This is a genomic window from Chryseobacterium oryzae, assembly GCF_022811665.1.
GTDB classification, from domain to species: Bacteria; Bacteroidota; Bacteroidia; order Flavobacteriales; family Weeksellaceae; genus Chryseobacterium; species Chryseobacterium oryzae.
Window position 1 is genome coordinate 1,267,226 of the sequence record NZ_CP094529.1, and the last position, 17,658, is coordinate 1,284,883.

Annotated in this window: 14 protein-coding genes and 1 CRISPR repeat array; of the genes, 8 read left to right on the plus strand and 6 right to left on the minus strand. The window is 32.2% G+C overall.

What is annotated here, in order from left to right; all coding sequences use genetic code 11:
- Positions 1 to 146: 146 nt before the first annotated feature.
- Positions 147 to 485: a CRISPR-associated endonuclease Cas2 gene (cas2, locus tag MTP08_RS05825; protein ID WP_243577455.1), complete on the plus strand. Its 339-nt coding sequence runs from the start codon at positions 147 to 149 to the stop codon at positions 483 to 485.
- Between the two features lie 57 nt (positions 486 to 542).
- Positions 543 to 6,210: direct repeats of the CRISPR family, unit length 47 nt; unit sequence GTTGTTGTGTATCTCAAAGATACTGAAAAATGAAAGCAATTCACAAC.
- A 294-nt stretch (positions 6,211 to 6,504) separates the two neighbouring features.
- Here the strand turns inward: cas2 and MTP08_RS05830 are convergent.
- A complete protein-coding gene (locus MTP08_RS05830; RefSeq protein ID WP_243577457.1) occupies positions 6,505 to 6,882 on the minus strand; it encodes a response regulator in 378 nt (125 codons plus the stop codon).
- A gap of 370 nt (positions 6,883 to 7,252) precedes the next feature.
- On the opposite strand from MTP08_RS05830, the gene MTP08_RS05835 reads away from it, so the two are divergent.
- Complete coding sequence (locus tag MTP08_RS05835; protein WP_209390276.1) at positions 7,253 to 7,615, plus strand: RNA recognition motif domain-containing protein; 363 nt, start codon at positions 7,253 to 7,255, stop codon at positions 7,613 to 7,615.
- Between the two features lie 30 nt (positions 7,616 to 7,645).
- On the opposite strand, the gene MTP08_RS05840 is transcribed toward MTP08_RS05835, so the two are convergent.
- Together MTP08_RS05840 and MTP08_RS05845 are read right to left on the minus strand one after the other, a co-directional pair.
- A complete protein-coding gene (locus MTP08_RS05840; RefSeq protein WP_243577458.1) occupies positions 7,646 to 8,122 on the minus strand; it encodes a BlaI/MecI/CopY family transcriptional regulator in 477 nt (158 codons plus the stop codon).
- Between the two features lie 9 nt (positions 8,123 to 8,131).
- Positions 8,132 to 8,734, minus strand: coding sequence for a phosphatase PAP2 family protein (locus tag MTP08_RS05845; protein WP_243577460.1), 603 nt, complete (start codon positions 8,732 to 8,734; stop codon positions 8,132 to 8,134).
- A gap of 125 nt (positions 8,735 to 8,859) precedes the next feature.
- Between MTP08_RS05845 and pdhA the strand changes: the two genes are divergently transcribed.
- Both pdhA and MTP08_RS05855 read left to right on the plus strand, forming a co-directional pair.
- Positions 8,860 to 9,861: a pyruvate dehydrogenase (acetyl-transferring) E1 component subunit alpha gene (pdhA, locus tag MTP08_RS05850; RefSeq protein ID WP_209390273.1), complete on the plus strand. Its 1,002-nt coding sequence runs from the start codon at positions 8,860 to 8,862 to the stop codon at positions 9,859 to 9,861.
- A 108-nt stretch (positions 9,862 to 9,969) separates the two neighbouring features.
- Positions 9,970 to 11,586: a pyruvate dehydrogenase complex dihydrolipoamide acetyltransferase gene (locus tag MTP08_RS05855; protein ID WP_243577461.1), complete on the plus strand. Its 1,617-nt coding sequence runs from the start codon at positions 9,970 to 9,972 to the stop codon at positions 11,584 to 11,586.
- Positions 11,587 to 11,892: 306 nt separating this feature from the next.
- On the opposite strand, the gene MTP08_RS05860 is transcribed toward MTP08_RS05855, so the two are convergent.
- Positions 11,893 to 12,231 (minus strand): hypothetical protein, encoded by a 339-nt coding sequence (locus tag MTP08_RS05860; RefSeq protein WP_243577462.1) that lies wholly within the window; start codon positions 12,229 to 12,231, stop codon positions 11,893 to 11,895.
- Positions 12,232 to 12,458: 227 nt separating this feature from the next.
- On the opposite strand from MTP08_RS05860, the gene MTP08_RS05865 reads away from it, so the two are divergent.
- On the plus strand, positions 12,459 to 14,174 hold the full coding sequence (locus MTP08_RS05865; protein ID WP_243577463.1) for a helix-turn-helix domain-containing protein: 1,716 nt from the start codon (positions 12,459 to 12,461) through the stop codon (positions 14,172 to 14,174).
- A 382-nt stretch (positions 14,175 to 14,556) separates the two neighbouring features.
- Here the strand turns inward: MTP08_RS05865 and MTP08_RS05870 are convergent, their stop codons facing one another.
- Entirely contained in the window at positions 14,557 to 14,727 is a 171-nt protein-coding gene (locus tag MTP08_RS05870) for a lmo0937 family membrane protein (RefSeq protein WP_209390358.1), read from the minus strand.
- A gap of 416 nt (positions 14,728 to 15,143) precedes the next feature.
- Between MTP08_RS05870 and MTP08_RS05875 the strand changes: the two genes are divergently transcribed.
- The 3 genes from MTP08_RS05875 (at position 15,144) to MTP08_RS05885 (ending at position 16,851) form a co-directional block, all read left to right on the plus strand.
- Positions 15,144 to 15,731 (plus strand): hypothetical protein, encoded by a 588-nt coding sequence (locus MTP08_RS05875; protein WP_243577464.1) that lies wholly within the window; start codon positions 15,144 to 15,146, stop codon positions 15,729 to 15,731.
- Positions 15,732 to 15,811: 80 nt separating this feature from the next.
- The gene (locus tag MTP08_RS05880; RefSeq protein ID WP_243577465.1) at positions 15,812 to 16,564 is read left to right on the plus strand and encodes an SDR family oxidoreductase; all 753 of its coding nucleotides are present in this window, start codon (positions 15,812 to 15,814) and stop codon (positions 16,562 to 16,564) included.
- An 11-nt stretch (positions 16,565 to 16,575) separates the two neighbouring features.
- Positions 16,576 to 16,851 (plus strand): SemiSWEET transporter, encoded by a 276-nt coding sequence (locus MTP08_RS05885; protein ID WP_243577466.1) that lies wholly within the window; start codon positions 16,576 to 16,578, stop codon positions 16,849 to 16,851.
- Positions 16,852 to 17,138: 287 nt separating this feature from the next.
- On the opposite strand, the gene MTP08_RS05890 is transcribed toward MTP08_RS05885, so the two are convergent.
- A complete protein-coding gene (locus tag MTP08_RS05890) occupies positions 17,139 to 17,555 on the minus strand; it encodes a hypothetical protein (protein ID WP_209390354.1) in 417 nt (138 codons plus the stop codon).
- Positions 17,556 to 17,658 lie beyond the last annotated feature (103 nt).

Sequence of the window (17,658 nt, forward strand, 5' to 3'; positions counted from 1 at the left end):
CCAAACCTCCAAAAAAAACAAAGGGTCGGTCTTCGCCTGCAATCTTTTTTGCCATCATATTTTGTCAGAATAAGTTCACGTGGAATAAGGCAAAAGGATTTCCGGCTACGCCCTCACGCATCGCAGCACGTCCAAAATACCGGTAAATGAACCAAGAACGTTTTAACGCCTACCGAATTATGTGGGTTTTAGTATTATACGACTTACCGACTGAGACCAAAGCCAATATGAAAGACGCCAACCGTTTTCGTAAAGGGCTGATTGATGATGGCTTTACGCTATTTCAGTTTTCGATGTATGTCCGTCATTGTCCAAGTCGTGAAAATGCAGAAGTTCACATCAAAAGAGTAAAGTTTATGCTCCCTAAAGCCGGTAAAGTAGCGATTATGTGCATTACCGATAAGCAATTTGGCGACATAGAGATATTTTTTGCCAGGAATAAAGAAGAGCCGCCACCAACCTTTCAACAACTAGAATTATTCTAAATTCCCAATCCTAAAAGTAAAAATAATCTACTGAAAACCAGTAGATTATTTTTTGAGGTTGTTGTGTATCTCAAAGATACTGAAAAATGAAAGCAATTCACAACCGACTATCCGAATAATGTTTGGAAGCCTTTGTTGTTGTGTATCTCAAAGATACTGAAAAATGAAAGCAATTCACAACCCTTTCGGAATAGATTCAAATCCCGCAGATGTTGTTGTGTATCTCAAAGATACTGAAAAATGAAAGCAATTCACAACTAAAGGCATAATGATATTAATGTAATTGGCGTTGTTGTGTATCTCAAAGATACTGAAAAATGAAAGCAATTCACAACAGAATTTGGAGAAGCGACATTGTTTGTCGTGTTGTTGTGTATCTCAAAGATACTGAAAAATGAAAGCAATTCACAACTCCATTATGCTCCAAAATATGAGTTAAAACGTTGTTGTGTATCTCAAAGATACTGAAAAATGAAAGCAATTCACAACCTATTGGCATTATTGTTAGTAACTATATAAGTTGTTGTGTATCTCAAAGATACTGAAAAATGAAAGCAATTCACAACAGCTAGTTTATCTGTATATTCTTTGCTGTCGTTGTTGTGTATCTCAAAGATACTGAAAAATGAAAGCAATTCACAACCGATTGTGTAGTAATTTTTAATTTTAGTTTGTTGTTGTGTATCTCAAAGATACTGAAAAATGAAAGCAATTCACAACTTATAAGTAAGTGATAGTGAGGTCTTTTAGGTTGTTGTGTATCTCAAAGATACTGAAAAATGAAAGCAATTCACAACTCAACGATGGGTAAACCATTTAGAAGGTTCGTTGTTGTGTATCTCAAAGATACTGAAAAATGAAAGCAATTCACAACGAATTAGAAATATTCATCATAATGTATTTTGTTGTTGTGTATCTCAAAGATACTGAAAAATGAAAGCAATTCACAACGGATAAATATTGCAGTCAAAGAAGTCCGAGGTTGTTGTGTATCTCAAAGATACTGAAAAATGAAAGCAATTCACAACAGGAGCTTGCGTTTCCTGTGTTTTTTGTTGGTTGTTGTGTATCTCAAAGATACTGAAAAATGAAAGCAATTCACAACTACCTGAAAAGGAATGGGATAAAATTGAAAGTTGTTGTGTATCTCAAAGATACTGAAAAATGAAAGCAATTCACAACCTATTGGCATTATTGTTAGTAACTATATAAGTTGTTGTGTATCTCAAAGATACTGAAAAATGAAAGCAATTCACAACCCCCGAGCGGGGGGCTACGCCCAAAAGCCAGTTGTTGTGTATCTCAAAGATACTGAAAAATGAAAGCAATTCACAACTTGCAAATAAGTTTTCTGAAAACTTTATGTGTTGTTGTGTATCTCAAAGATACTGAAAAATGAAAGCAATTCACAACTGAAGGAGAAAGATATATCACTACTGATATGTTGTTGTGTATCTCAAAGATACTGAAAAATGAAAGCAATTCACAACGGTTGGTTTGATGTTTTTGGCTTTTGATTTGTTGTTGTGTATCTCAAAGATACTGAAAAATGAAAGCAATTCACAACAAGTACTGACATCGTCCGCAATTCAAAGTAGTTGTTGTGTATCTCAAAGATACTGAAAAATGAAAGCAATTCACAACATAAAATCATGAATTGCCATTGCATCACCGGTTGTTGTGTATCTCAAAGATACTGAAAAATGAAAGCAATTCACAACAGTTTAATGCTATCCAGGTTTCTACTCAGGGTTGTTGTGTATCTCAAAGATACTGAAAAATGAAAGCAATTCACAACTGAAATTTTTAATTTGATAACACCTTATGCGTTGTTGTGTATCTCAAAGATACTGAAAAATGAAAGCAATTCACAACGACGTGCCGCGTCATTCCTGGTCCCTCTGGGTTGTTGTGTATCTCAAAGATACTGAAAAATGAAAGCAATTCACAACGCGGAATAAGTCGATCTTAACAACTGATCCGTTGTTGTGTATCTCAAAGATACTGAAAAATGAAAGCAATTCACAACTTAATTTTCCTTTCACTAAAGGAGAAAGCGGTTGTTGTGTATCTCAAAGATACTGAAAAATGAAAGCAATTCACAACTGCTGGTAGATTGGCAGCTTATCCGGTGCGGTTGTTGTGTATCTCAAAGATACTGAAAAATGAAAGCAATTCACAACAATAATTATTTGGAGTTTGCGGCGGAATTAGTTGTTGTGTATCTCAAAGATACTGAAAAATGAAAGCAATTCACAACTCGCTAATAAGCGGGGTTCTTCAATTAGGCGTTGTTGTGTATCTCAAAGATACTGAAAAATGAAAGCAATTCACAACTTGATAATTGCATTAATGTAAAGATCTTCTGTTGTTGTGTATCTCAAAGATACTGAAAAATGAAAGCAATTCACAACGAATGCTCCGTCATAATGTAGATATCCATTGTTGTTGTGTATCTCAAAGATACTGAAAAATGAAAGCAATTCACAACCAAAATACTCAGCGTTGAAAGTTACTGGATGTTGTTGTGTATCTCAAAGATACTGAAAAATGAAAGCAATTCACAACTGAATTTGAAATTTTCTTTTTCATAAGAAAGTTGTTGTGTATCTCAAAGATACTGAAAAATGAAAGCAATTCACAACATCTGCACAATTATCTAAAAGAGTCTGCAGGTTGTTGTGTATCTCAAAGATACTGAAAAATGAAAGCAATTCACAACTAAGGAGGATTACACCAAACTCTTCCATTCGTTGTTGTGTATCTCAAAGATACTGAAAAATGAAAGCAATTCACAACGAGGGATGAAGAATTAAACAATTCTTATATGTTGTTGTGTATCTCAAAGATACTGAAAAATGAAAGCAATTCACAACGCCTGTTACTATATTTGATACTGCAACAGCGTTGTTGTGTATCTCAAAGATACTGAAAAATGAAAGCAATTCACAACTAAAACACTAGGCGGACAGATATCTAATCTGTTGTTGTGTATCTCAAAGATACTGAAAAATGAAAGCAATTCACAACAAACCCATATTAACGACAAAACCAATCCCCGTTGTTGTGTATCTCAAAGATACTGAAAAATGAAAGCAATTCACAACAATTGAGTTATAAACAAAAAACTGAAACATGTTGTTGTGTATCTCAAAGATACTGAAAAATGAAAGCAATTCACAACGAACATTAGAAGGTTTACCAAATGTTGATGGTTGTTGTGTATCTCAAAGATACTGAAAAATGAAAGCAATTCACAACAAAAATTCATCATCTCCAGGAATAGTGTCTGTTGTTGTGTATCTCAAAGATACTGAAAAATGAAAGCAATTCACAACTATCTTTATTGTGATGTACAATACCTATATGTTGTTGTGTATCTCAAAGATACTGAAAAATGAAAGCAATTCACAACCACCTTTGCACGTTCCCCTTAATGGGCAAAGTTGTTGTGTATCTCAAAGATACTGAAAAATGAAAGCAATTCACAACATTGATGTTGCTGTTACTTTCCAGAGGTTGGTTGTTGTGTATCTCAAAGATACTGAAAAATGAAAGCAATTCACAACAAACGCTTTAGATTTATTAAGTATATCTTAGTTGTTGTGTATCTCAAAGATACTGAAAAATGAAAGCAATTCACAACAAGGTGCATTACCGACCAAAGATGAGTTGTGTTGTTGTGTATCTCAAAGATACTGAAAAATGAAAGCAATTCACAACGGTTTCTCCCATTGAGGAAGATATTAAGCAGTTGTTGTGTATCTCAAAGATACTGAAAAATGAAAGCAATTCACAACTTATGTGTGAAAATTCCGATTACTGCATTAGTTGTTGTGTATCTCAAAGATACTGAAAAATGAAAGCAATTCACAACTGTTGCTGTTGGAGAACCTGCGTTAAAATGGTTGTTGTGTATCTCAAAGATACTGAAAAATGAAAGCAATTCACAACGGTTTCTCCCATTGAGGAAGATATTAAGCAGTTGTTGTGTATCTCAAAGATACTGAAAAATGAAAGCAATTCACAACTGTTGCTGTTGGAGAACCTGCGTTAAAATGGTTGTTGTGTATCTCAAAGATACTGAAAAATGAAAGCAATTCACAACTTTCGGATAAATATCATCAAAAGAAATTGAGTTGTTGTGTATCTCAAAGATACTGAAAAATGAAAGCAATTCACAACAGCCTAAGAGGTTATAAAAATAAATCTGGTGTTGTTGTGTATCTCAAAGATACTGAAAAATGAAAGCAATTCACAACAGCTAGTTTATCTGTATATTCTTTGCTGTCGTTGTTGTGTATCTCAAAGATACTGAAAAATGAAAGCAATTCACAACCGATTGTGTAGTAATTTTTAATTTTAGTTTGTTGTTGTGTATCTCAAAGATACTGAAAAATGAAAGCAATTCACAACTCGCTAATAAGCGGGGTTCTTCAATTAGGCGTTGTTGTGTATCTCAAAGATACTGAAAAATGAAAGCAATTCACAACTTGATAATTGCATTAATGTAAAGATCTTCTGTTGTTGTGTATCTCAAAGATACTGAAAAATGAAAGCAATTCACAACGAATGCTCCGTCATAATGTAGATATCCATTGTTGTTGTGTATCTCAAAGATACTGAAAAATGAAAGCAATTCACAACTGAAAATGGTAAAATAAAACGTGATGATCAGTTGTTGTGTATCTCAAAGATACTGAAAAATGAAAGCAATTCACAACTCAACGATGGGTAAACCATTTAGAAGGTTCGTTGTTGTGTATCTCAAAGATACTGAAAAATGAAAGCAATTCACAACGAATTAGAAATATTCATCATAATGTATTTTGTTGTTGTGTATCTCAAAGATACTGAAAAATGAAAGCAATTCACAACGGATAAATATTGCAGTCAAAGAAGTCCGAGGTTGTTGTGTATCTCAAAGATACTGAAAAATGAAAGCAATTCACAACAGGAGCTTGCGTTTCCTGTGTTTTTTGTTGGTTGTTGTGTATCTCAAAGATACTGAAAAATGAAAGCAATTCACAACTACCTGAAAAGGAATGGGATAAAATTGAAAGTTGTTGTGTATCTCAAAGATACTGAAAAATGAAAGCAATTCACAACCATCGCCTCATTAGAACGGTCTATCTGCCAGTTGTTGTGTATCTCAAAGATACTGAAAAATGAAAGCAATTCACAACGCTTTTACCCGAATCTTGTATTTCGGTTTTGTTGTTGTGTATCTCAAAGATACTGAAAAATGAAAGCAATTCACAACATGGAGCAAAAATAAATATTATTAATAAAGGTTGTTGTGTATCTCAAAGATACTGAAAAATGAAAGCAATTCACAACGTTAACTCAAATCTATACAACGCCTCATCAGTTGTTGTGTATCTCAAAGATACTGAAAAATGAAAGCAATTCACAACCCTAAGTGGGGCAGATTATTATCATCATAAGTTGTTGTGTATCTCAAAGATACTGAAAAATGAAAGCAATTCACAACTAGTTGTTAAATTATTAGGGTGAAAATAATGTTGTTGTGTATCTCAAAGATACTGAAAAATGAAAGCAATTCACAACGGCTTTTGTTCGTGGGATGCCAACTATTGGGTTGTTGTGTATCTCAAAGATACTGAAAAATGAAAGCAATTCACAACAAAGTATTCATCATAATGTATTTTTGCGTGGTTGTTGTGTATCTCAAAGATACTGAAAAATGAAAGCAATTCACAACATTTCTCTCAATTATTGGATGAGTTCTTTAGTTGTTAATACTGAAAAATGAAATCCGGTTGAGGAAAAGCGATAGTAGATTCAGTGAAATAAGAAAGGAGAGGTTTGGCTGTTCTAAAGCAATTCATAATACATCCGATAAACCATTTCTCAAAGTAAGGGCATAAGTTTTTGAATACAAAATTGGGTGTATAAAAATGTAAAAAAAGCTTTTAGTGATTTTAATCTTCATGATTATTCATATAGATCAAAAAAGACCATTTTCATATAATACAAAATGGTCTTTTCTGTTCATTTATAGAGATATTGAATTTTTTTTACTGATTAAGCTTTCAATTTTTACCAGAACATCATCTATATCAAAAGGTTTAGGGATAAATTCGTCTGCTTCACAGGAATTAGTTACCTGTTCTGCTTTGGCATGAGCACTGATAATCATTACAGGGATATCGGCTGTTAAAGGATCTTGTTTAATCTGATTACAAAGATCTGTTCCCAAACCGTCCGGAAGTTTTACATCCAGAATAAAAATATCCGGAACCACAGATTTATCTCTGCTGTTGAACAATGCTGCGGTAGAGAAAGATCTTACATCATAATTCTCAAATGACAGGAGTAGCTGTAATGCATCACGGATGCCTGTCTCATCTTCTACGATAAATATTGTTTTCATGGTTACGGCATCACAAAAAGAGAGCCAATCTTCTTCAGTTATTAAAATTTGTAAAGTTGAAAGCGAAGAATAGTAATTTTCATACGCATTCCCAGTATATTTTATTTCTCTTATGAGTAATTATATTTTTATCTACTGCGAATAGTTTTTATTTTAAAAATTATTCATGAAAATTTCATAATAGATTAACAGTTTTTATTAAAATATTGTTTTGATTAAAATTTTATTAAAATAATTTCATAATATACTTTGCTATGAAATTATAAGTTGTATCTTGCAGACGTTTATATTTGGAATCAATATTATGTTCATTATTATGTTGCTTTTCTTTTATATTCCAATTTTTTATTAATTTTTTAATTTTTTTTAAATGAACATTTTTGTTTCAAACATCAACTACGCAACTAAAGAATATGAGTTGCACGATTTATTTGCAGAATTTGGCGATGTATCATCTGCTAAAATTGTAACAGACAGAGAAACTGGTCGCTCAAGAGGTTTCGGATTTATCGAAATGGGTGACGAAGAAGGGCAGCAGGCTGTAGAAGCGCTTAACCAAAAAGAATTTAACGGAAAAGTTCTTAACGTTTCTGAAGCTAAACCAAGAGAAGAAAAACCAAGAAGAAGTTTCGATAATAATAGAAGCGGAGGTGGTTATGGTAACAACCGTGGTGGAAACGGTGGTGGTTACGGAAACAACCGTGGCGGAAATGGCGGTGGAAACCGTTGGTAAAATAATGAAGCGGCTTTCGAGCCGCTTTTTTTATGCTTTGTTTTGTTCTTTTTTCTTCTTTTTCTTTTCTTTTCCCTTTTTACTCTTCTTAGTTTTCAGAACTTCTTCGGCATATTCCAGCTCCGGTTCTTTCTTTTTAGTGGTATTCAATTCAATTTTCAGATTGTAAGAATTTTGTAAATCTTCCTCCGTAAGAAAGTCTTCGCTCAGTAAAAAATCTACAATTTCTTTTCCTGATCCATTAAAAAAATGAGCAGCAAGTTCAGAAAGAATAAATTTCTTATATTCTTCTAAAGGCAATGCCGTTTTATATTTAAAGATTCTGCCTTCTTTCTCTGTAGACAGATAACCTTTCTCCACTAAAATTTTAAGATACGTAGAAACTGTATTCTGATGAGGTTTAGGTTCAGGATGCTGCTCCATAATATCTTTCAGATAAAACGTGTCTAGTTTCCAAAAAAGCTTCATTAAATTTTCTTCTGCAGAAGTGAGATGATTAATTTTCATAAAATATTCTTAGTGTTGAAATTGAATACTGCAATAAAGATAAATAAAAGATACCAAACTTGCGATACCGGCTCCCATAAATACTTCTTTTATGGTGTGTCTTTTCAAAATCACCCTTGTAATTCCTACCAAACAGGCAATCATTAGCCATAATAACCCCGCAATCCAGTCATAATGAAAGAAAAGTGCAGCTACGAAAACATTAAAAGCGGTGTGCATAGAACTTTTAATATATAAATTACTGTACTGTAAAGCAAAAAGAAGAATCAGAATAAAAAGCATTACAAAATCCAGAAAACCATGAACGAGATAATGATAGACCTGATACAACATAATACATACCGCAATAAATATATACAGACTTTTTCTCTGAATACGGTTAGAAACATCCATATTGGTATATTTTCCGGTTTTTACATTCCAATAAATCCATCCTATAATAGGAGCTATGGTGATTAATAATATAGGAAGAAAATGGAGTGCCGCTTCTTTTAAGGTATAAATTTTAATGCTGGAATAAACATAATAAATAAATAGCGAAACCAATGGATTGAAAAAATCTGAGATTATTCTCGAAATAATAAGAAGGGATGAAGTCTTTTTTTCTTCCATAAACTAATTCTGAAGTGTAAATATAATACTATAAACAAAAAAACAATTGTTCTGTGTATAATAAAAACAAAGTTTTTTTATATTTTTGCTCAACTATTTCATCATAAATAAGCAAGAGCTATCACATGAAAGAATTTTCAAAAGAAGTATACCTGAAGTGGTATGAAGATATGACAATGTGGAGAAGGTTTGAAGATAAATGCCGTTCTCTTTATTTAAAGCAAAAAATCAGAGGTTTTTTACACTTGTACAATGGTCAGGAAGCGATTCCTGCAGGTTTTACTCACGCAATGGATTTATCCAAAGATAGCATGATTACGGCTTACAGATGTCACATTCATCCAATGGCGATGGGAGTAGATCCTAAAAGAATTATGGCAGAACTTTGCGGTAAAGCAACGGGTACTTCCGGAGGTATGGGAGGATCTATGCATATTTTCAGTAAAGAACACCGTTTCTACGGAGGTCATGGTATTGTAGGGGGACAGATTCCTTTGGGTGCAGGTATTGCTTTTGCAGATAAATATTTCGACAGAAAAGCTGTAAATATCTGTTTCTTTGGAGATGGAGCTGCAAGACAGGGTTCTTTACATGAAACCTTCAACATGGCAATGAACTGGAAGTTACCGGTAGTTTTTGTTGTGGAAAACAACCAGTATGCAATGGGGACTTCTGTAAAAAGAACTGCTAACCATGAAGATATCTATAAATTAGGTCTAGGTTACGAAATGCCTTGTCTCGCTGTAGATGCTATGGATCCTGAAAAAGTGGCAGAAGCTGCTTACGAAGCGATTGAAAGAGCAAGAAGAGGAGACGGTCCTACTTTTATTGAAGCGAGAACTTACAGATTCAGAGGACATTCTATGTCGGATGCTGAACCTTACAGATCTAAAGAAGAAGTAGCTATCCATAAAAAAGATGATCCTATTGAGCTTGTAAAAGAAAGAATTTTAGAGCACAAATGGGCTACAGAAGAAGAATTGGAAGCAATAGACAATAAATCCAGAGATTTTGTTGAAGAGTGTATCGAGTTTATGGAAAACTCACCATATCCTGATCCTGATAAGATTTATGATTATGTGTATGCTCAAGAAGATTATCCTTTCTTAGATAAATTAGAAAACTAAAAGATAATAAATCAATTTGAAAGTTTGAAAGTTTGAAAATGATTTATTATCGTATCTTTTTTAATTTTCAAATTAACAAATTACCAAATTTTCAAATTAAAATAAATTATGGCAGAAGTTATTACAATGCCACGTCTTTCGGATACTATGACGGAAGGTAAAGTGGCGAAATGGCATAAAAAAGTAGGAGATAAAGTAAAAGAAGGTGATATTTTAGCAGAAATAGAAACCGATAAAGCTGTTCAGGATTTTGAATCTGAAATAGAAGGAACACTATTATACGTAGGAGTAGAAGAAGGAAATGCAGCTGCAGTAGATTCTGTTTTGGCAATTATCGGGAGCGAAGGTGAAGATATTTCTGGTTTAACAGGTGGTTCTGTTCCTTCTGCAACTGCTTCTGAAGAAAAAAAATCTGAAGAAGAATCTAAAACAGAAAACAGTTCTACAAGTGTTGAACAAACTACTGCGGAAATTCCTGTAGGAGTAGAAGTTATTACAATGCCTAGACTTTCGGATACCATGACGGAAGGTAAAGTGGCTAAATGGCATAAAAAAGTAGGTGATACTGTAAAAGAAGGAGATCTTCTTGCTGAAATTGAAACCGATAAAGCTGTTCAGGATTTCGAATCTGAATTTAATGGAGTATTATTAAAGCAAGGTGTTGAAGAAGGCGGTGCTGCTCCGGTAGATTCGGTTTTGGCTATGATTGGTCCTGAAGGAACAGATGTTTCGAATGTAGGAACTTCAATGCCGGCTGCAAAATCAGAAAAACCTGCCGAGCAAAAATCTGAAACTCAAAAAGAAGATAAAAAAGAAGATGTTGCTGTAAATCATTCTTCTTCAGAAAGAGTGGCTATTTCTCCTCTTGCTAAAAAAATGGCAGAAGAAAAAGGGGTAGATATTCATGCGGTGCAAGGTTCCGGAGAAAACGGAAGAATTGTGAAGAAAGATATAGAAAACTATCAACCTTCTGCATCTAAAGCATCAACTTCAACGCAACCATCAGCTCCTGCTGCTTCACAAGTGGCATTAAGCTTTGTACAGGGTGAAGATTCTGAAACTCCAAATTCACAGGTAAGAAATATTATCGCTAAAAGATTAAGTGAAAGCAAATTTACTGCTCCTCACTATTATCTGATGGTTGAAATTAATATGGATAAAGCCATTGAAGCTAGAAAAGAAATCAATTCTTTACCGGATACAAAAATTTCATTCAATGATATGATTATTAAAGCAACGGCTGTTGCTTTGAGAAAGCATCCACAAGTGAATTCTAGTTGGGCAGGAGATAAGATTATCCATAGAGGAAATATTAATATCGGTGTTGCAGTGGCAATTCCTGACGGATTGGTGGTTCCTGTACTTAAAAATACAGATCAGATGACGTATACTCAAATTTCCGAGTCTGTTAAAGATATGGCAGGAAGAGCTAAGTCTAAAGGGCTGAAAGCGAATGAAATGGAAGGTTCTACTTTCTCAATTTCAAATTTAGGAATGTTCGGAATTGAAACGTTTACAAGTATCATCAATCAGCCAAACGCTGCAATTCTTTCTGTAGGAGCTATTATTGAAAAGCCTGTTGTGAAAAACGGACAAATTGTGGTAGGAAATACAATGAAACTTTCACTTGCTTGTGACCACAGAGTGGTGGATGGAGCTACAGGAGCACAGTTTTTACAAACATTGAGAACTTATCTTGAAAATCCTCTAACATTATTACTCTAAGAGAATATAGATTCTTTTAAACATACTTAAACCTTCCAAATTTGGAAGGTTTTTTTGTATTCTTTAAATAATCGAGTTGAATAAGGATTTATAAAACGCAAAGGCTAAACAAAGTATTTAAATATTTGATTTACATGAATTGGAAATGATTAAATTGCCATTTATTTCTTTATTACTTTTGCTGAAGATGATTAAGTATTTTAAAATCAATAATTTGAAAATTTTCTTATTGAAATTCACGTTAATTAATCAATAAAAAAACTACTTACGGTTAGGAAAGTAGTTTTTTTTACGATAGCAATTGTTTTATTTTTTTCTCCAGTGAGTAGTATTTCTTGGTGGATCTCCTTCAAATACTTGAGTAAGTATTTTGGTAGAATCTGTCCTCATCAAGGTTGGATTTCCTTTATCAGGATTTTCTTTTGGATTTTCTTTTTCTTTTGAAGCGGTTCTCCAATGAGTGGTATTTCTTGGAGGATCACCGGGAATCATTCCTGTGGAAGTAGAATCTCTTGCCATTAACTGAGGTTCTGCGTTTTCTTTTGTAGCTTTCAAATCTTCTTCGAAACTGTCATCAGACTGTCTGCATGAAATGCTGCAGATTCCAACCATTGCTAAACTAAATAGTATAAACTTGTTTTTCATTGTACTAGGATTAAATGATTAACTTATTGTGATGTTTTTTGATGCTCGAAAGTACTTAATAACTCCACTTGAAACAAGAAATAGGGGGTTCGATTTATAAATTTTTACCAGTAAAAAGTAGAGTTATTACTTAAATAAGCAATTTATAATTTAAACTCAGGTACCTGAAATAGCTTATAATAAATAGTTTTTACGTATTTTTGATGAAATTTCTTAGTGAGAAACTAATGTTTAAAAAAATTTTTTCTTCTTTCTTTTTGTTGCTTGCTGTATTGCTGTATGCACAAGATTATTATTCGAAATTGAGAGAGAAATATTATAAATTTGAAGAAAATGATTCCAGAGCATTTGTATTTATCAATCAGTATATCCAAAAAGCTAAATCGGAGAATAATAACGAAGAGCTTTTTCAGGCATATAAAGATGCGATATTGTATTCGGAAGAAGACAAATTGCTTTACGCAGATAGTGCAATTGACGCTGCAAAAAAATCAGGGAAAGATGTACTTATTGGAGATGCATTTTTAAGTAAAGGTGCAATTTATTATTTCAATAAGAGGAAATTTCAACCTGCATTGGAAGAATATCTTAAAGCGTATGAATATCTTAAAGATTCTAAAGACGATTTTTTAAAATATCAAAATCTTTATCATATCGGGGTAGTAAAAAGTTATCTAGGTTACTATGAGGAAGCTTTGGAAATTTTCAATCAATGTATTGCTTATTTTGAACCAAAGTTATCGGATAAACTCCATAAAAACCTGTTGTTTAATAATAGAAAAGGGTATTTTAATTCTCTGCATCAGGCTATTATATGTTATCAGATGTTGGGGAAAAATTTGGAAGCAGACCACTTGCTTAGCAAAGCTATGAGCGCATTGCCTTCTTCCAAAGATTTTCTTTTGGAAAAAAGTTACTTTAATAAATGCTTAGGAATTTCAGAATTCAGGAAAAAGAATTACAACAAAGCAATTGTTTATTTTGATGAATCTTTGCCGGAATTAATTAAAATTAATGATTTTACCTGGATTTCTTATATCTACTATTATAAAGGCAGAAGCTATGAAATTCTCGGCAATCATGAGTCTGAAGTAAAAAATTATAAAAAAGTAGACTCTATTTTCAATAAAAATACTTTCATCCTTCCCGAGGTAAGAAAAAATTATGAAGGTCTTATCGAATTTTATAAAAAGAACGATAACCACAAGGAAGAACTGTATTATACCAATCAGTTACTGAAAGCAGACAGTATTATTGCTTCGGATTTCAAATATCTTTCAACAAAAGTTTATAAAGAATACGACACAAAAAAGCTTTTGGAAACAAAAGAAGATCTGGAAAAAAGTAACTCTTTTAATAAAATTTTTATTATCGTATGTCTTGCTGTAATTGGGTTTTTAGGTTTTGTAATATTTATGAGACTGAAAAAACAAAAAGATATTCAGAAAAGTTATGAGGAGTTGCTTAAAAAGATGCAAGAAAGTAAAAAGCAGACTCCGGAACTCTCAGTTCTGAAAAATGAATCTGCTTCTACAACAGATACAGAAAAGAACATCAAGTTTGATAGCTCTATTGTGGAAAAATTGTTGAGCGACATTCAAACATTCGAAAAAAATAAAGGTTATCTGGAGCAGGGATTAACTCTTAAAAAGCTTGCAGAACAGTTTAAAACCAATACTTCTTATCTTTCTCAGGTAATAAATGAATATAAAGGAAGTAATTTTAATACCTATATTAATGTATTAAGAATAAATTATGCAACGCAAAAAATCTATAATGATAAAGAATGGAGAAAATATTCTATAGAACATATTGCTTCTGCATCCGGATTCAACAACAGACAGAGTTTTTCTAATACATTTCTGGATCAAAATGGTATAAGACCAGCCGATTTTATCAAGAAAAGGATTAGTGAACTGGAAGAACAGAAAAATAATAGTTAATATATTATCCTGTAAAAAATAAAATCTAACTTTCAATTGGAAGTTAGATTTTTTATTAAATAATGTTGATGTGTAAAATTACTGTTTAGTTAAGTAGAGAAACAGGGTTCTTGTCCTAGTTTGTCAGAACCCTGATATTCTACATGAAAACTGAATGATGAAAAGTTATATAAATGATTAGGTGTCTTATAATTCTGATACAAATATAAATTGATACATTTTACAGAACAAACACTTGTGGTAAGCATTTATAAATATTAACGTGAAAACTTTAAATACTTAGTTTAACTGTTTGAATATCAATATATTTAATTTATACTTGAATTAAAAAAAAGCTGAATCAATTTGATTCAACTTTGTATATTTTATGTTTGAAACTGATTTAATCTAGCGGTTTTCTTCCTGAAATAATATTGTATAAAACAACAATTACCGCTATTACCAATAGAACATGAATAAGATAATTGGTACTGATGCCCGGGATGATATTTAGAATTCCCAATAGCCATACCACTATGCAGATTACTGCAACTAACCATAATACACTTTTCATAATAATATTTTTTTAAAGTTTGATGTATTATGATACTAGCATATTTTATGCCTTTTTTTTATAAAAAAAATTAAACCCCGCCAGATTGACGGGGTTTAATAAAAACACAAATGATGAAAAAAAATTTCGTGGCGAAAGTAAGATTTTTTTTTAATTTATGAAAGTTAGAATTCGTTTATATGCATATTTAATGGTATCAAAAGTAATAGGCCATAAAAAAGAATGAGATTTGTTAGCTAAACAATATTTTCGTGTTGTTTGGCAAGATTTATGATAGGGTAAAATACTTTTTAAGATGATAACAATACATGATTTTTATCTCTTTTAAAAGAATTTGTAAAGTTGATATTGTAGTATTGATGGTTTATGCGTAAATTAAATACATATTTCAATATTTTTTTAAAAACACAAATTTAATGAAACCAAAGAAAGTTCCCGGAGTACCATCTCAGCTTAAAGGCAGTTCTCACGATACTGAAACAAAAAAATTCCTAGATAATTCAGAACTTTTGAATTCAGAGTTTCAAAGAATTCAAAAAAAATTTTTAGACATCAATAGCTGGTCAGAATACTTTGAAAAAGGATTGCCTAAGTTTGAATTGCATAACAGCGATGGAACTCCCGTACAAAGATCTCCCCAAATTGGAGATTATATGAAAATTCTACTGAATACCCATTCTCCTAAAAATTATATTTGGGTAAGAATTGATATGATAGATTATACAAACCCAGATTCACTTATGATTCAGATAAGACCTTCTACCGTTCCAGGTCAACAATTTGCAGGTCGTATAGTCCATTTCTTTTCGTCCACGAGCACTTCTACATTTATCCTCTCGAAAGGCAAGGATTATATTAAAGCAGCAGTTTACGTAAGAAATGAAACGGCTAACAGTAATGCAAATTTCATCAATTCAATAAAAAATATATTTATATCGCTAAGTTCAAAATTGGGCAGTTCAAAAATTAACTGGAAGAATTTTACGGATGGTATTTTAAAATAATAAGTACCACATTTTCCCTTTAATAGGGCTTTAAGCATGAATATTGCTTGTTCATTATTTAATTTAACCCAATCATAAATATGAACAAGCTACAGCTTTATGGAAAATCAGTTCTCATTAGCGGTGCAAATAGTGGCATAGGAAAATCTGTTGCTTTACTTTTTGCCAATGAAGGAGCAAATATTGCCATCATCTATAACAGTGATGATGAAGAATCTGAAGAGACAAAAAATGAAATTTTGTCTTTAGGGAGAAAATGCTTTATTGTTAAAGGTGATGTTAATGATAATGAATTCTGCGAAGCGACAGCTAAATATATATCTGAAAAATTAAACGGTATAGATGTTCTCATTAATAATGCAGGAACGCAATTCCCATGTAATGATATTTCAGATTTAAAGGAGGAAAATGTAAGAAAAACCTTTGATACTAATATTATTGGGATGATTCTTCTTACAAAAGCTGTATTTCCTTATTTGAATACTGGTGCTTGTGTAATCAACACAACTTCTGCTACCGCTTATCAGGGGCATGAGGAACTTTTAGACTATTCTGCTACCAAAGGAGCTGTAGTTTCATTTACAAGATCTTTGGCATTGCAGTCTAAGCATAAAAATATTAGGGTAAATGCAGTGGCTCCCGGACCTGTTACTACACCGCTTACAAAAGAAACTTTTGGAGATGAAAAGGAAAATACAGATAAACCTCCGTTCGAAAGAAATGCAACTACAGAAGAAATAGCTTCAGTATACTTATTTTTATCAACCCCTTCTTCAGCTCAGATTACGGGGCAGGTTTTGCATCCTAATGGCGGAATTATTATTAATGGTTAAAAAAATTGATGATGAGCGTAGAAATTTTAGGCTTAATTGCAGGAACTCTCACTTCGGTGGCGTCAATGCCTCAACTGATTAAAGTAATTAAAACTAAAAACGTGGAAGATCTTTCGTTACTGATGTTGGTTATTTTAATTTGTGGGCTATCACTATGGGTTGGCTACGGTTTTCTTCAGGATGAACTTCCTATAATACTGTCGAATGCTTTTGCGGTGTTGATTAATGTTTGTCTGCTGATATTTTATTTTAGATTTAAAAAAAATAACAAAACACGTTTAATATGATTTCACTCATAAAATATGTATTGTAAATCTATTAGTTTTGAAGGTATAGATTACACCATAATATTTGTACATATCTATGTTTTTAACTCAAGTTTAGACTGTCTGATTTTATCAGGCAGTTTTTTTTATGTCATAATATTTAATCATAATAGTAAAACTAAAAGGGGAGTATAGAAAGTTTTTGTTGAGAATCATACTATTCCGTAATAAAAAAAATCTCCGACAATAATAAAAATTGCCGGAGGATCATGAATATATATAATTTGATTGGTCTTAATATGCAGTCGTTAAACTGCTGCTTTTGGATAAAGGTTACTAAAAATAGAATTAGTTTCTTTCCCAAAAAGGCAAGAGAAAATATTCTGAAATTCATGGATATATTTGCATTTAATAGCATTTCCATAAATTTTCAAACCTTCAATTACTTTTTTAGATCTTAAATCTATATCATACTTAATAAAAGATTCAGGTCTTTCATATCTAATTTGATGCATGGAAGTGTAAGTTTTGGCAAAACCAAACCTCTCTAGCCAATCTTCCGTAATTTTTATGGGTTTAATTTCATCTGCCGGAAGAGATATAGCATGCTCTTCATTTTCAATTCTTACAAAATAATTATCATTATTCTGAAAAATTTCAACGATATTAAAAATCTCATCGTTGTATTCAACTAAATTTTTAATTTTTAAATCTGTAACTTTCATAATATTTAGGGTGTATGGCGTTAATACTTATCTAAAACTGTATTTACAAATACTATGCCCGACATGATTAAAAATTGCCTTTCAATACTGTTTTTTCAAATTT

What these genes read in the sequence shown, in the direction of transcription:
- MTP08_RS05890 (WP_209390354.1), bottom strand. Translation starts at nt 17,555, where the DNA reads ATGAAAGTTACAGATTTAAAAATTAAAAATTTAGTTGAATACAACGAT.
- MTP08_RS05845 (WP_243577460.1), bottom strand. Translation starts at nt 8,734, where the DNA reads ATGGAAGAAAAAAAGACTTCATCCCTTCTTATTATTTCGAGAATAATC.
- MTP08_RS05875 (WP_243577464.1), top strand. Translation starts at nt 15,144, where the DNA reads ATGAAACCAAAGAAAGTTCCCGGAGTACCATCTCAGCTTAAAGGCAGT.
- MTP08_RS05865 (WP_243577463.1), top strand. Translation starts at nt 12,459, where the DNA reads ATGTTTAAAAAAATTTTTTCTTCTTTCTTTTTGTTGCTTGCTGTATTG.
- MTP08_RS05840 (WP_243577458.1), bottom strand. Translation starts at nt 8,122, where the DNA reads ATGAAAATTAATCATCTCACTTCTGCAGAAGAAAATTTAATGAAGCTT.
- MTP08_RS05880 (WP_243577465.1), top strand. Translation starts at nt 15,812, where the DNA reads ATGAACAAGCTACAGCTTTATGGAAAATCAGTTCTCATTAGCGGTGCA.
- cas2 (WP_243577455.1), top strand. Translation starts at nt 147, where the DNA reads ATGAACCAAGAACGTTTTAACGCCTACCGAATTATGTGGGTTTTAGTA.
- MTP08_RS05835 (WP_209390276.1), top strand. Translation starts at nt 7,253, where the DNA reads ATGAACATTTTTGTTTCAAACATCAACTACGCAACTAAAGAATATGAG.
- MTP08_RS05855 (WP_243577461.1), top strand. Translation starts at nt 9,970, where the DNA reads ATGGCAGAAGTTATTACAATGCCACGTCTTTCGGATACTATGACGGAA.
- MTP08_RS05870 (WP_209390358.1), bottom strand. Translation starts at nt 14,727, where the DNA reads ATGAAAAGTGTATTATGGTTAGTTGCAGTAATCTGCATAGTGGTATGG.
- pdhA (WP_209390273.1), top strand. Translation starts at nt 8,860, where the DNA reads ATGAAAGAATTTTCAAAAGAAGTATACCTGAAGTGGTATGAAGATATG.
- MTP08_RS05885 (WP_243577466.1), top strand. Translation starts at nt 16,576, where the DNA reads ATGAGCGTAGAAATTTTAGGCTTAATTGCAGGAACTCTCACTTCGGTG.
- MTP08_RS05860 (WP_243577462.1), bottom strand. Translation starts at nt 12,231, where the DNA reads ATGAAAAACAAGTTTATACTATTTAGTTTAGCAATGGTTGGAATCTGC.
- MTP08_RS05830 (WP_243577457.1), bottom strand. Translation starts at nt 6,882, where the DNA reads ATGAAAACAATATTTATCGTAGAAGATGAGACAGGCATCCGTGATGCA.